We start from the raw sequence: 13,448 nt of genomic DNA, 5'->3' as shown, positions 1-13,448 counted from the left end.
GCCTCCCGTACCCGGCCCGCCATCCGGCGAACCGGACTCAGCCCAGTCGTTCGAGCACCATCGCCATGCCCTGGCCGCCGCCGACGCACATGGTCTCCAGACCGATGGTCTTGTCGTGCCACTCCAGCGCGTTGAGCAGGGTGCCGGTGATCCGGGCGCCGGTCATGCCGAACGGGTGACCGACGGCGATCGCGCCGCCCATCACGTTCAGCTTCTCCTCCGGGATGCCCAGCTGCCGGTACGAGGGGATCACCTGGGCGGCGAACGCCTCGTTGATCTCGACCAGGTCGACGTCGTCGATGGTCATGCCGGCCCGGCGGAGCGCCTGCTTCGACGCCTCGACCGGGCCCAGGCCCATGATCTCCGGGGAGAGCGCGGTGACACCGGTGGAGACGATCCGGGCCAGCGGGGTGAGCCCCAGCTCGGACGCCCGCTCCGCGCTCATGATCACCACGGCGGCGGCGCCGTCGTTCAGCGGGCAGCAGTTGCCCGCCGTGATCCGGCCGTCCGGGCGGAACACCGGCTTCAGGCCGGACACGGCCTCCAGGGTCACCCCGGGACGCGGACCGTCGTCGGTGCCGACCACGGTGCCGTCCGGCGTGGTGACCGGGGTGATCTCCCGGGCCCAGAAGCCGTCCGCGATCGCCTTCTCCGCCAGATTCTGGCTACGGACGCCGAACGCGTCCATGTCCTCGCGGGTCACGTCGTACACCTGGGCCAGGTTTTCCGCGGTCTGACCCATGGTGAGGTAGATGTCCGGCAGCTGGCCGGCCTCCCGCGGGTCGGTCCACACCTCGGCGCCGGCCTGGGTGCGGGCCTGCGACCGCTCGCGCGCCTCGGCGAAGCGCGGGTTCTCCCAGCCGCCGCCGACCAGCGCCTGCGCCTCCGGCGGCAGGGTGTCGGAGTTGCCCCGGGCGTACCGGGAGACCATCTCCACACCGGCGGAGACGAACACGTCGCCCTCGCCGGCCCGGATCGCGTGCATCGCCATCCGGGTGGTCTGCAGCGACGAGGCGCAGTAGCGGGTCAGCGTGGCGCCGGGCAGGCCGTCCAGGCCCAGCAGGGTGGACACCACCCGGGCCATGTTGAAGCCCTGCTCGCCGCCGGGCAGGCCGCACCCCAGGTAGAGGTCGTCGATGGTGGTGGGATCGAGCCCCGGGACCTTGTCGAGGGCGGCCTGGACGATGGTGGCGGCGAGATCGTCCGGGCGGACCTCCCGCAGGGAACCCTTGAACGCGCGGCCGATGGGGGACCGGGCGGTGGCGACGATGACGGCGTCGCGGGGCGACTCAATCGGCATGAACCAACGTTAACCCGCGGGTAACTTGCCGTGGAAGCCGCGCGGCGGGCGGGAAATGTCACCCCGCCGGCGGGCGGCGGTGATGTCGGAACGCGACCGCCGCGGCGGCCTCGACCGCCGGGAGCAGCGCGTGCGCCCAGACCCGGTAGCCGTCGGCGGACGGGTGGAAGCCGTCGTGGCAGAGCGTGCCGGCATCGGCCCGGAACACCGGGCCGGTCTCGGTGCCCAGGTCGACCACGGTGCCGCCGGCGTCCAGCACGGCGGACGTCTGGGCGCGGGCCATCCGTCGACCGGACCAGGCGAGCACCTGGCGCAGCGGGGCGGCGACGGCGCGGACCGCGCCGAGGTCGGGACAGGTGCCCACCACGACCTCGACGTGCGCCTCCCGCAGCCGGCGCACCGCCGAGCCGAGATAGGCCGCCGCGTCGGCCGGGCGGGCCAGCGCGGTCGCGTCGTTCGCGCCGATCAGGACCACCGCCACGTCGGGGCGCTCACCGAGCAGGGCCCGGGCCACCTGGGTGGCCAGGTCGGTGGCGCGGGACCCGGAGACCCCGACGCTGGACAGGTGCACCCGGCGGCCGGTCGGCCCCTCGGCGAGCAGGTGGGCGAGCTGACCGCCGATGGTCTCCTCGAACCGGTCGACCCCCACGCCGAGCGCCGACGAGTCGCCGAGCAGCACCAGACGCAGCGGTGGCGCGTCGGCCCGGCCGACCGTGGCGCGCAGCACCAGCCCCAGCTCGGGCTGGGCGTACTCGCGGGTGCGGGCGGCGATCGCCTGGCCGGCGAGGACCGCCGCGCCGCCGACCGTGCCGGCCAGCAGCGACAGGGCCGCGGCCCGGCCCCACCGGGCCGCCGTCTGATCCGGTCCGCTCATGCCCTCACCTCCCGGTGTCCGACGTGGCGCTCGCTCATGCCGTTCCCTCCAGCGTGGCCGTGTCGGCGGCGGTGCCGGTCGAGGGCACCGCGCCGACGCCGAAGAAGGCCCGCCGCCGCAGCTGCGCCCACCGCCCCGCGGGCCCGCGGTCGCGACCCCGCAACTGGGCGCCGCTGACCTCGGTGCCGGCGTGCCGGGCCGCCTCGTGGGCCGCCTCCGGGAGCGACCGTACGCCTTCCGCGCCGGCGAGCGAAGGGCGGCGTTCGGGGACGGCCCCGAGCGCGGACAGCACGGTCGGCAGCAGAGCCGCCGCCGCGACCGCGTAGCCCTCGGCGGAGGGGTGGAACCGGTCCCACGCGAACATCCGGCCGGGCTCGGCGGCGAACCGTGGCCCCAACAGGTCACCGAGGGAGACCGTCCGGCCGCCCGCCTCGACCACCGCCACCGTCTGGGCGGCGGCGAGCTGGCGGCTCCAGCGCCGGGCCAGCCACCGCAGCGGCGGCTGGATCGGCCGGATCGTGCCCAGGTCGGGGCAGGTGCCCACGACGACCTCGCAGCCGGCGGCGCGCAACGTGCGGACCGCGTCGACCAGGTAGCGCACGGCCAGCGCCGGCGGCGTGCGGTTGGTGACGTCGTTGCCGCCGACCAGCACCACGGCCACGTCCGGCTCGACCTCCAGCGCGGACTCCACCTGCGGCTTCAGCCCGGCCGACAGGGCGCCCACCACGGCGAACCGGTGCAGCCGGACCGGGCGGTGCAGTCGCCGGGACAGCCCGGTGGCCAGCAGCGAGCCGGGCGTCTCCCGGCGGCGGTGCACGCCGTAGCCGGCGGCCGACGAGTCGCCGAGGACGACCATGGTGACCGGCGGGCCGGGGAGCTTCGCGCCGTAGACGCCGTCGCAGCGGGGCGGCGGGGCCTCGGCCATCGGGATGGTGCGGCGGGCCTGCCGGGCCTGGCCGAGCAGCACCCCGCCGGTGGCGGCCGTGGCCGCCACCGTGGCGCCCGTGCCGATCGCCGCGAGGCGGGCGATCTGCCGGGCGCGCTGCCAGCGGACCGGCGCGACGGAACCAGCGTCCCCCATGAGCCGACAGTATCGCGCCGGTACGACCCCCGCTTCCCGTGATCGGGAGGCTGGGCGGGTGCCCGTCTGGGTATTCCCTGGGGAGCGGACGCGGGCTTGCCCCCGGGTCGCACCCTGGTCGGACGGAGAGGGGCGGAGACATGGGGAAGACGTTGAAGCGGAGCGCCGCGTTCGCCGCGCTGGCCCGGGCACTGGCGGCCGGCGCGCGCGGCGGGCCGTCACTGGGCGCCCGGCTGGCGGCGCTGCCGCGGATGGTCCGGGCGACCGCCCGGGGCGAGTACGACGGCGGTGTCCGCCTGGCCCTGATGGCCGGTGCGGCGGCGTACGTGGTCTCCCCGATCGACCTGCTGCCGGAGATCCCGCTGGCGATCTTCGGGCTGGCCGACGACGCGGTGATGGTCACCTGGCTGGCCGGCAGCGTGCTCGCCGAGACCGAACGGTTCCTGGAGTGGGAGGCACGTCGCAGCTCCGTCGTCCCCGGGCACGTGGTGCCCTGACGGCACGTACGCTGGGCGGCGAACTGACGGCTGACCGGCCGCCCCACGACGGCGGCGCAACGAAGGGCACAACGAGGTGCAGTACTACGACAACGTCGTCGAGCTGATCGGCAACACCCCGCTGGTACGCCTGCGCAACGTCACCGAGGGCATCCAGGCGACCGTGCTGGCGAAGGTGGAATACGTCAACCCGGGCGGATCGGTCAAGGACCGGATCGCGCTGCGCATGGTCGAGGACGCCGAGAAGGCCGGCATCCTCGGGCCGGGCGGCACGATCGTGGAGCCGACCAGCGGCAACACGGGTGTCGGGCTGGCCCTGGTGGCCCAGCTCCGGGGCTACCGGTGCGTGTTCGTCTGCCCGGACAAGGTCAGCCAGGACAAGCAGGACGTGCTGCGGGCGTACGGCGCCGAGGTGGTGGTCTGCCCGACCGCCGTCGCGCCGGAGGACCCGCGCTCCTACTACAACGTCTCCGACCGGCTGGCCCGGGAGATCCCCGGCGCGTGGAAGCCCAACCAGTACAGCAACCCGGCCAACCCGCGCTCGCACTACGAGACCACCGGGCCGGAGCTGTGGCGGCAGACCGAGGGGAAGATCACCCACTTCGTGGCCGGTGTCGGCACCGGCGGCACGATCTCCGGCATCGGCCGCTACCTCAAGGAGGCGTCCGAGGGGCGGGTCCGGGTGATCGGCGCGGACCCGGAGGGCTCGGTCTACTCCGGCGGCACCGGTCGGCCCTACCTGGTCGAGGGCGTCGGCGAGGACTTCTGGCCGGAGACGTACGACCGCTCGATCGCGGACGAGATCGTCGAGGTGTCGGACAAGGAGTCCTTCGAGATGACCCGCCGGCTGGCCCGCGAGGAGGGGCTGCTGGTCGGCGGCTCCTGCGGCATGGCCGTGGTGGGCGCGCTGGAGGTGGCCCGCAAGGCCGGCCCGGACGACGTGGTCGTGGTGCTGCTGCCGGACGGCGGCCGGGGCTATCTGTCCAAGATCTTCAACGACGGGTGGATGGCCCGGTACGGCTTCCTGGACGACTCGGGCACCGAGCCGACCGTGGCCGACGCGCTCGCCGGCAAGCCGGGCGGCCTGCCCGAGCTGGTGCACGTCCACCCGACCGAGACGGTCCGCGACGCCATCGACTACATGCGCGAGTACGGCGTCTCCCAGCTTCCGGTGCTCAAGGCCGAGCCGCCGGTGGTGACCGGCGAGGTGGCCGGCTCGATCGCCGAGCGGGACCTGCTCGACGCGCTCTTCACCGGCCAGGCCCATCTGCACGACACGATCGAGCGGCACATGGGCGAGCCGCTGCCGATGATCGGCGGCGGGCAGCCGGTCAGCGAGGCGGTGGGGCTGCTGGAGAAGGCCGACGCGGCGCTGGTGCTGGTCGACGGCAAGCCGAAGGGCGTGCTCACCCGGCAGGACCTGCTCGCCCACCTCGGCGCCCGCTGAGCGGTAAGGAAGGGCCCCTTCTTAACGCCTGGCGTAGAGGAAGGGGCCCTTCTTAACACTCCTCACCGGCTGCCCAGCTCGGTCGGGACCGCCACCACGTCCACGTACGCCCCCTTGCGCAGCAGGGTGACCGACAGCCGGACACCGATGGCCGGACCGAGCATCAGCCGTTGCAGGCTCTGCCCGTCCTGCACCGGCCGCCCGCCCGCCGACACGATCACGTCGCCGAGGTAGATCCCGGCGACCCCGGCCGGGCTGCCGGGCACCACCTCCACCACCCGCAGCCCGCGCCGCTGGCCGGTACGCGCGGTCACCTCCGGCGGCAGCGGCACCGGCGCGCCGGCCACCCCCAGCCAGGCCCGGCGGACCCGTCCCGCGGCGGTCAGGTCGGCGACGATCTGCCGGGTGGTGGGGTTGACCGGCACCGCCAGCCCCAGCCCGTACCCGGCGACCGCGGTGTTGACCCCGACGACGCGGCCGGCGGAGTCGGCGAGCGCCCCGCCCGAATTGCCGGGGTTGAGCGCGGCGTCGGTCTGGATGACGTCCTCGATCAGCCGGACCAGCCGCCCGTCCCGCGCGGGCAGCGACCGGCCCAGCCCGGAGACCACCCCGGCGGTGACCGAGCCGGCGAGCCCCATCGGGTTGCCGACCGCGACCACCAGTTGGCCGATGCGCAGCCGGTCGGCGTCGCCCAGTTCGACCGGCGGCACGCCCGACTCGTCGGCGCGCAGCACGGCCAGGTCGGACAGCGGGTCGGCGCCGACCACCCGGAATCCGGTCTCAGTGCCGTCGCCGAAGGCGGCCACACCACCGTTCGCGCCCTGCACGACGTGCGCGCTGGTCAGCAGCAGCCCGTCCGGCCCGATCACGACGGCCGAGCCGGCGCCCGCGCCGCGCGCGGTCCGCACCGACAGGGCCGCCACCGCGGGCAGCACCCGCGCCGCCACACCGGTCACCACCCGGGAGTACGCGTCGAGCGCGGCGTCCTCCGCCCGCCCGGTGTCCTCGGTCTCCTCCATGTCGCCACCAACGCCTCACCCGCCGGCGCCCATGCCCGACTCCGCTGACAGCGAACGGGCGCGGTGTTAACAGGGGGCCCGTCCTCTACCGAATGCGTTAAGAAGGGGCCCTTCCTTACACCTCACGCGCGTAGCGCACCTGGTCCACCAGCGCGGGCCCGATGCGGTCGACGCGGCTCGCGCCGGTGGCCCGCCAGCCGCCACGTTCGTAGAACCGGCGCGCGGAGGCGTTGTCGCGCAGCACCCACAACACGGCCCGGGTCCACGAGCGGTCCCGCATCGCGTCCAGCGCGTCCACCATCAGCGCCCGCCCGGTGCCCCGGCCCCGCTCGTCCGGCTCGAGGTGGATCGCGTTGAGCAGTCCGGTCGCCGGGTCGCCCTCGTCGTCCGGCCCGAGGTAGCTGAAGCCCACCAGTCGTCCGTCCCGCTCGGCCACGGTCATCCGGTGGTCCGCGCCCTCCCAGGTCAGCCGCTCGACCCAGTAGCGCCCCATCGCCTCCGGTGTCGGTTCGGCGAGCGCATCGGGCGGCAGGATCGACGAGTACGCCGCCACCCGGGAGCGCTGGTGCAGGGCGCCGACCGCCATCAGGTCGGCCTCGGTCGCGGAACGTAGGGAGAGTGTCACCCGGGCGACGGTACCCGCCGGGGCGGCATCTGCACCGTCTGGAGATCCTCGGCGATCACCAGATCACCGGTGAAGTGCTCGCGCGCCTCGTCGTGGAAGCGGCGCGGGTCGGCGTACCGCTGGGAGAAGTGGGTGAGCACGAGTGTGCGTACCCCCGACTCGGCCGCCACCCGCGCGGCCTGGCCGGCGGTGAGGTGGCCGACCTCGGCGGCCAACGCGGCCTCCGACTCCAGGAACGTCGACTCGATCACCAGCAGGTCGGCGTGCTCGGCCAGCGCGTACGCCCCGTCGCAGAGCCCGGTGTCCATCACGAACGCGAACCGCTGCCCCGGTCGGGTGACGCTCACCTCGTCCCGGCTGACGCGGCGTCCGTCGAGGTCCAGGTGGCCGTCGCGGAGCAGCCGCCCCACCGCCGGACCGACGATGCCGTACGCGGCCAGCCGCTCCGGCAGCATCCGGCAGCCGTCCGGCTCGACCAGGCGGTAGCCGTACGTCTCGACGGGGTGCCGCAGCCGGCGGGCCTCCAGCGTGCCGATGCCCAGCGTGATCCGCTGGCCGTCGGTGTCGATCGGCTCCACGGCCAGCTCGGCCGTCTCGTAGAAGCTCGACGCGTGGCGCAGCCGGGCGAAGTAGTCCGCGCCGCCGGCCGGGAAGTGCACGGCCACCGGGTGCGGCACGCGGTCCAGCGAGAGCCGCTGGATCATGCCGGGCAGCCCCAGGCAGTGGTCGCCGTGGAAGTGGGTGACGCAGATCCGGGTCAGGTCGGTGGCGGTCACCCCGGTGTGCAGCATCTGGCGTTGGCTGCCCTCGCCCGGGTCGAAGAGGATCACCTCGTCGTCCCAGCGCAGCAGGTAGCCGTTGTGGTTGCGCTGCCGGGTCGGCGCCTGGCTGGCCGTCCCGAGCACCACCAGCTCCCGCATGGACAAGGTCTTCCCCCAGACATGAAGCGACCCCCGGGGCTTCCGCGCTCGCGCGCGGGCCGGCTGGACTGGGCCGGCACCCCGGGGGTCGGGTGGCTGTCGTGGTTTCGCCGCACCGCTGCCACACGGTCTCGACGATCATGCTGTGCCCGCCTCGCGGCGGACGGTTTCACTGTCGAGGACAGCGGCTAGCGGACAGCCACCTCACGAGTCCGATTGCTATACAAGTCTGGACCACCTCCTTTCCCGTGTACCGCCACGCTATCCACTTCCCGGCGGCCACGGCAACGGATTTCGATCACAGGGCGGACGAGAGCCCGGGACCGTCCTCGGTCGGGACGTGGGTTCGCGCCGCCTTTCGAGCTGATAGCACGAACGACTCACGGCCGGACGTGATGTCGGGACGGCCCCCGGCCCCCGGCCCCCGGCCCCCGGCCCCCGGCCCCCCCGGGCCCCCGGCCCCGGTGCCCGGCCTCGGCGCCCGGCCCCCGGCCGCATGCCGCCGCTTGCGACGGCGGGTGAGTCATTTCTGATATCAGCTCGAAAGGCCCGTGACCGGCTCTACCGTCAGCGCCCGTCAGCGCCCGTCAGCGCCCGTCAGCGCCCGTCAGCGCCCGCCAGCGCCCGTCAGCGCCCGCCAGCGCCCGCCAGCGCCCGCCAGCGCCCGTCACCGAGCGTGAGCCTCGCCCTCCGCCCGGGCCGGCCGGCCCTCGGGCGGAGGGCCGGCCGGGTGACGGTCACTCCACGCCGATCGGGCCCTCCCGGGGGCCCTCCTCGTGCGCCGGCTGCACCGCCAGCGACGGGAAGTCGGCCAGGTCGCCCTCCGGCTCGGCGTCCCACTCGGGGAATACCAGCGGGCTCTGCAGATAGAGGCAGAGCAGTTGGGCGAGATGGTGCAGGCCGTCGAGGTGGGTGCGCTCGTGCCCGTGGGTGGCGTCCACGCCGAAGCCGAGCAGCGCCACCCGGGCGTGCGCCCCGGCCTCGACCGCCGAGGCGGCGTCCGAGCGGTAGTAGTCGAACACGTCCCGGACCAGGTCGACGCCGTGCTCCTTGGCGATCGAGGCCAGGTTGCGGGTGAGGTGGTAGTCGAACGGGCCGACCCCGTCGCCCATCGCCAGCGTGGCCGCGTTCTCCCGGGACTGCTGGCCGGGCGCGACCACCGCCGCGTCCACCGAGACGATCTCCGCGACGTCCGGGTCCAGCCCGTGGCTGGCGCCGTGGCCGATCTCCTCGGTGACGGTGACCAGCAGGTGCGCGGTGACCGCCGGAGTGACGCCGGCGTCGACCATCGCCTTGAACGCGGTCAGCACCGCGGCCACCCCGGCCTTGTCGTCCAGGTGCCGGGACTTGACGTATCCGCTCGGGGTGATCGTGGGGTTGGGCAGCAGCGCGACGAAGTCGCCGGCGTCGACGCCGAGCGCGCGGAGGCCGGCCTCGTCGTGCACCGGCTCGTCGACCCGGACCTCGACCAGCTCCCAGCCGACCCCCTGGAGGTCGACCGCCTCGTTGTAGCGGTGCCCGCTGGCCTTGAGCGGCAGCACCTGGCCGGTGATCACCCGGTCCAGGTCGTCGGTGAAGATCCGCACGTGGGCGCCCTCGGCGAAGCGGGCGCTGTGCGTGCCGATCGGGTTGATCTCCAGCCGGCCGTTCTCCTTCAGCCGCTTCACCATGCCGCCGATGGTGTCGGTGTGCACCACGACCGCGCGGTCGGCGCCGGTCGACCGGGGGCCGGGCAGGCAGGCGCTCAGCGCTCCGCGCCGGGTCAGCGTGGAGCTGATCCCGAGCGCGGAGAGCCGCTCGCCCACGTACTGCTGGATGTGGTCGGTACGCCCGGACGGGCTGGGGATCTCCAGCAGTTCCACCAGCACCTGGCGCAGGTATTCGAGGTCGAGCTTGAGCGGTTGGGGTTTCCGTGCGGTCATGCCCCTGAGCCTGCCGCACCGGCCGGCGACCAGAGTCGCTGCGGTGCCCGCGTGCCCGGGAAGAGCAGGTCGACGAAGCGTTCGGCGGTCGGCTGCGGCTCGTGGTTGGCCAGCCCCGGCCGCTCGTTGGCCTCGATGAACACGTGTTCCGGCGCGTCCGGGGCGGGGACCAGCAGGTCCAGCCCGGTGACCGGGATGTCCAGCGCCCGGCTGGCGGTCACGCACGCCTCGGCGATCGCCGGGTGCAGCTCGGCGGTCACGTCGTGGATGGTGCCGCCGGTGTGCAGGTTGGCGGTCCGCCGGACCGCCAGCACCTGCCCCTCCGGCAGCACGTCGTGCATCTGGTAGCCGGCCTCGGCCACCACCTCACGGGTCATGTCGTCGATCGGGATCCGGGACTCGCCGCCGGTGGCGGCGGCCCGGCGACGGCTCTGCCGCTCGATCAGCTCGGTGACGTCGTGCACCCCGTCGCCGGTGATCTGCGCCGGGCGCCGGACCGCGGCGGCGACCACCTCGTGGTCGATCACCACCACCCGCAGGTCCTCGCCCGCGCGCAGCTCCTCGATCAGCACGTCCGGGCAGAACCGGCGGGCCAGCTCGACCGCGGCGGTCAACGCCTCCGCCGTCCGCACGCCGACGGTGATCCCGTTGCCCTGCTCGCCCCGCGCCGGCTTGACCACCACCGGGCCGACGTCGGCCAGGAACGCGAGGTCGTCGGGCTCGCCGGTGGCGGTGCGACCGCGCGGCACGGACAGCCCCGCCTCGGTCAGGATGCGCCGGGTCACCCGCTTGTCGTCGCAGCGGCTCATCGCCACCGCCGAGGTCAGCTCCGACAGCGACTCGCGGGTGTGGATGGTCCGGCCACCGGTGGTCAGCTTCAGCTCACCCCAGTGCGGGTCGGTGACCTCCACCCGGATCCCGCGCCGCATCGCCTCGTCCGCGACGATCTTCGCGTACGGGTTGAGCTCGTCGTACCCCTCCGGCATGGCGGGCAGGAACAGGCGCTCGTTGATCGGGTTCTTCCGCTTGACGCAGAGCGTGCCGGTGCGGTGGAAGCCGAGCCGCTCGTAGAGCCGGATCGCGCCCGAGTTCTCGGCCAGCACGGACAGGTCCACGTACGCCCGGCCGCGCGTGTCGAGCTGGTCGGCGAGCGCGGTGAGCAGCGCCTGGCCGGTGCCGGGCGGCGCGGTGTTGAAGTCGACGGTCAGGCACCAGAGGCTGGCCCCGTTCTCCGGGTCGTCGAAGACCGCGACGTGGTCCACGCCGGTGATGGTGCCGACCACCTCGCCGGTGGCGTCCTCGGCCACCAGGTGCAGGAACCGGTCGGTGCCGGCGTTGTCCACCAGCACCTCGACCGGGGCGGTGACCATGCCGTTGCGGGCGTAGATCCGGTTCACCGCGTCCGCGTCGTCCGCGTCGCGCAGCGGCCGGATGGTGAGCCCGGGGATCTCGCCGCCCTCGGTGGCGGCGGGGCGGCGCTCGCCCAGCGGCAGCCGGTAGGTCAGCGACGGGTCGATGAACAGCTCGTCCGGCAGCCGGGAGACCAGCACGTGCGGGTCGCGCAGGTAGATGCAGATGTCCCGGGCGCCGACCGCCTCGGAGCGCAGCACGTCGGCCACGTGCACCTGGTCGGCGAACGTCTGCCCGAAGACCAGCCGGCCCCAGCCGCAGTCGAGCACGACACCGGAGGCGTCGGCGGACCCGGTCTCCGGCTGTCGCGGCTCCGGCGTGCCCGGTGCGACCGGGTCACCGCCCGGCCCGGTCCGTTCCCGGCGGCGCCCGAGCACCCGTTCCCGGTCGGTGCGGGCCGTGCCGGTGGCGAGGGTGTCCGTCACGGTCAGTCGATTCCGTGGCTCTGGAGCCACATTTCCAGGAGTCCCAGTTGCCACAGCTTGTTTCCGTTCAACGGGGTCAGTTCGGCGTTCGGGTCGGCGAGCAGCGCGTCGACGTAGTCGCCGCGGAACAGGTCACGCCGGCGCGCCTCGGGCGCGGTGAGCGCGTCGCGCACCCGGTCGAGGAGCTTGCCCTCCAGGTGGGTGAGGCCGGGCACCGGGAAGTAGCCCTTGGGCCGGTCGATCACCTCGTGCGGCAGGACCCGGCGGCCGATCTCCTTGAGTACGCTCTTGCCGCCCTGGGCCAGCTTCAGCTCGGGCGGGCAGCTCGCGGCCAGCTCCACGAACTCGTGGTCGAGGAACGGCACCCGGGCCTCCAGGCCGTGCGCCATGGTCATGTTGTCGACCCGCTTCACCGGGTCGTCGGTCAGCATGACCTGGGTGTCGATCCGCAGGCCGGCGTCGACCGCGGTCTCCGCGCCGGCCCGGCCCAGGTGGGCGGCCACGAACTCGCGCGCCGGATCACCGTCGGCCAGCCAGTCCGGATTGAGCACCCGGGCCAGCCCGGCCGCGTCCCGGTCGAAGAACGCCTTCGCGTACGTGTCGAGCGCCTGCTCCCGGTCCACCCCGGCCAGCGGCGGGTACCAGTGGTAGCCGCCCAGGATCTCGTCCGCGCCCTGGCCCGACTGGACCACCTTGACGTGCTTCGCGACCTCCTGGCTGAGCAGCCAGAACGCCACGCAGTCGTGGCTGACCATGGGCTCGCTCATGGACGCGACGGCGGCCTCCAGCGGCGGCAGCAGGTCGCCGGTGGGCACCCGGATCTGGTGGTGGTCGGTGCCGAACGTCTTGGCCACCAGGTCGGAGTAGACGAACTCGTCGCCCTCCCGGCCGCCGACCGCGTCGAAGCCGATGGAGAACGTGGCCAGGCCGGACCGGGCCTGGCCCTCACCGGCGAGCAGCGCGACCACCAGGCTGGAGTCGAGGCCGCCGGAGAGCAGCACGCCCACCGGCACGTCGGCCACCATCCGGCGACGGACGGCGGTGGTCAGCGAGTCGAGCAGCGCGTCCTGCCAGTCCCGTTCGGACCAGCCGGCCCGCTCGGCGGCGCGCCCGAAGGTCGGGTCCCAGTAGACCCGCTCCCGGGTGGTGCCGTCCGCCTCGTACACCCGGACCGTGGCCGGGGGCAGCTTGGTGACGCCGGCGAGGATGGTCCGCGGCGGCGGCACGATGCTGTGGAAGCTCAGGTAGTGGGCGAGCGCCACCCGGTCGATGGTGGTGTCCACGCCGCCGCCGGCCAGCAGCGCCGGCAGGGTCGAGGCGAAGCGCACCACGCCGGGGCTCTCGGCCAGGTAGAGCGGCTTGATGCCGAGCCGGTCGCGGGCCAGCACCAGGCGGCCGGTGTCCCGCTCGCTGATCGCGACCGCGAACATGCCGACCAGGTGGTCGACGAAGTCGAGCCCCCACTCGGCGTACGCCTTGACCACGACCTCGCTGTCGCCGGCGGAGAAGAAGCGGTGGCCCTTGGCCTGCAACTCCGCGCGCAACTCGCGGTAGTTGTAGATGCAGCCGTTGAAGACCCCGGTGAGCCCGGCGGCGGCGTCGACGATCGGTTGGCCGCTCGCCGCGGACAGGTCGATGATCTTCAGGCGCCGGTGTCCCAGCGCGGTCGGGCCCTGCGACCAGACGCCGCTGTCGTCGGGCCCTCGGTCACTCATCGTGGCCGCCATCCGCTCCACGGCCGAGACGTCGGCACGTGAACCGTCACGGCGGAACTCTCCCGCAAGTCCGCACATGCGAGCCAATGCTGCCAGAGGTTGTTGCAGTTCGCCTGTTGAGACGATGACGAACGTGTGACAGGTTGCTACGATGCGCGGTTACCGAGTGTGGCTGTGAAGGAACGCGTCGGTTCCTGCCCGCTCGGTGTCCGA

The 13,448-nt window shown here is 73.9% G+C and carries 10 protein-coding genes and 1 pseudogene; 2 read left to right on the top strand and 9 right to left on the bottom strand.

Going from position 1 to position 13,448, the window contains the following annotated elements; translation table 11 throughout:
- Positions 1-37: 37 nt before the first annotated feature.
- The 3 genes and pseudogenes from COO58_RS02425 to COO58_RS02415 all read right to left on the bottom strand — a co-directional run bounded on the left by COO58_RS02425 (position 38) and on the right by COO58_RS02415 (position 3,255).
- Positions 38-1,300: an acetyl-CoA C-acetyltransferase gene (locus COO58_RS02425; protein ID WP_091581929.1), complete on the bottom strand. Its 1,263-nt coding sequence runs from the start codon at positions 1,298-1,300 to the stop codon at positions 38-40.
- A gap of 58 nt (positions 1,301-1,358) precedes the next feature.
- The gene (locus tag COO58_RS02420; protein ID WP_091581925.1) at positions 1,359-2,174 is read right to left on the bottom strand and encodes an SGNH/GDSL hydrolase family protein; all 816 of its coding nucleotides are present in this window, start codon (positions 2,172-2,174) and stop codon (positions 1,359-1,361) included.
- Positions 2,171-3,255, bottom strand: a pseudogene (locus tag COO58_RS02415) (SGNH/GDSL hydrolase family protein). The gene COO58_RS02420 and the pseudogene COO58_RS02415 overlap by 4 nt, the downstream one beginning before the upstream one ends.
- A gap of 140 nt (positions 3,256-3,395) precedes the next feature.
- Between COO58_RS02415 and COO58_RS02410 the strand changes: the two are divergent.
- Together COO58_RS02410 and COO58_RS02405 are read left to right on the top strand one after the other, a co-directional pair.
- Entirely contained in the window at positions 3,396-3,752 is a 357-nt protein-coding gene (locus COO58_RS02410; RefSeq protein WP_091581917.1) for a YkvA family protein, read from the top strand.
- Positions 3,753-3,828: 76 nt separating this feature from the next.
- Positions 3,829-5,199: a cystathionine beta-synthase gene (locus COO58_RS02405; RefSeq protein WP_091581914.1), complete on the top strand. Its 1,371-nt coding sequence runs from the start codon at positions 3,829-3,831 to the stop codon at positions 5,197-5,199.
- Positions 5,200-5,261: 62 nt separating this feature from the next.
- Here COO58_RS02405 and COO58_RS02400 read toward each other — a convergent pair whose 3' ends face one another.
- The 6 genes from COO58_RS02400 to COO58_RS02375 all read right to left on the bottom strand — a co-directional run bounded on the left by COO58_RS02400 (position 5,262) and on the right by COO58_RS02375 (position 13,313).
- Positions 5,262-6,218: a S1C family serine protease gene (locus COO58_RS02400; protein ID WP_098743661.1), complete on the bottom strand. Its 957-nt coding sequence runs from the start codon at positions 6,216-6,218 to the stop codon at positions 5,262-5,264.
- A gap of 115 nt (positions 6,219-6,333) precedes the next feature.
- Positions 6,334-6,843: a GNAT family N-acetyltransferase gene (locus COO58_RS02395; RefSeq protein WP_091581907.1), complete on the bottom strand. Its 510-nt coding sequence runs from the start codon at positions 6,841-6,843 to the stop codon at positions 6,334-6,336.
- Positions 6,840-7,769 carry a ribonuclease Z gene (locus tag COO58_RS02390; RefSeq protein ID WP_098743659.1) on the bottom strand — a complete coding sequence of 310 codons (930 nt, stop codon included), beginning with the start codon at positions 7,767-7,769 and terminating at the stop codon, positions 6,840-6,842. The genes COO58_RS02395 and COO58_RS02390 overlap by 4 nt, the downstream gene beginning before the upstream one ends.
- A 731-nt stretch (positions 7,770-8,500) precedes the next feature.
- On the bottom strand, positions 8,501-9,685 hold the full coding sequence (locus tag COO58_RS02385) for an osmoprotectant NAGGN system M42 family peptidase (RefSeq protein WP_091581899.1): 1,185 nt from the start codon (positions 9,683-9,685) through the stop codon (positions 8,501-8,503).
- Positions 9,682-11,520, bottom strand: coding sequence for an N-acetylglutaminylglutamine synthetase (gene ngg / locus COO58_RS02380; RefSeq protein WP_091581895.1), 1,839 nt, complete (start codon positions 11,518-11,520; stop codon positions 9,682-9,684). The genes COO58_RS02385 and ngg overlap by 4 nt, the downstream gene beginning before the upstream one ends.
- Positions 11,521-11,522: 2 nt before the next feature.
- Positions 11,523-13,313 (bottom strand): N-acetylglutaminylglutamine amidotransferase, encoded by a 1,791-nt coding sequence (locus COO58_RS02375; RefSeq protein ID WP_098743657.1) that lies wholly within the window; start codon positions 13,311-13,313, stop codon positions 11,523-11,525.
- Between the last annotated feature and the right edge of the window lie 135 nt (positions 13,314-13,448).

This window comes from Micromonospora sp. WMMA1996, assembly GCF_002573675.1.
GTDB classification, from domain to species: Bacteria; Actinomycetota; Actinomycetes; order Mycobacteriales; family Micromonosporaceae; genus Micromonospora; species Micromonospora sediminicola.
This window is presented reverse-complemented; position numbering and strand designations above follow the sequence as displayed.

Bases quoted from the DNA above. Each gene is read 5' to 3' on its own strand.
- COO58_RS02400 (WP_098743661.1), bottom strand. From the start codon at position 6,218: ATGGAGGAGACCGAGGACACCGGGCGGGCGGAGGACGCCGCGCTCGAC.
- COO58_RS02420 (WP_091581925.1), bottom strand. From the start codon at position 2,174: ATGAGCGGACCGGATCAGACGGCGGCCCGGTGGGGCCGGGCCGCGGCC.
- COO58_RS02410 (WP_091581917.1), top strand. From the start codon at position 3,396: ATGGGGAAGACGTTGAAGCGGAGCGCCGCGTTCGCCGCGCTGGCCCGG.
- COO58_RS02385 (WP_091581899.1), bottom strand. From the start codon at position 9,685: ATGACCGCACGGAAACCCCAACCGCTCAAGCTCGACCTCGAATACCTG.
- COO58_RS02425 (WP_091581929.1), bottom strand. From the start codon at position 1,300: ATGCCGATTGAGTCGCCCCGCGACGCCGTCATCGTCGCCACCGCCCGG.
- COO58_RS02375 (WP_098743657.1), bottom strand. From the start codon at position 13,313: ATGTGCGGACTTGCGGGAGAGTTCCGCCGTGACGGTTCACGTGCCGAC.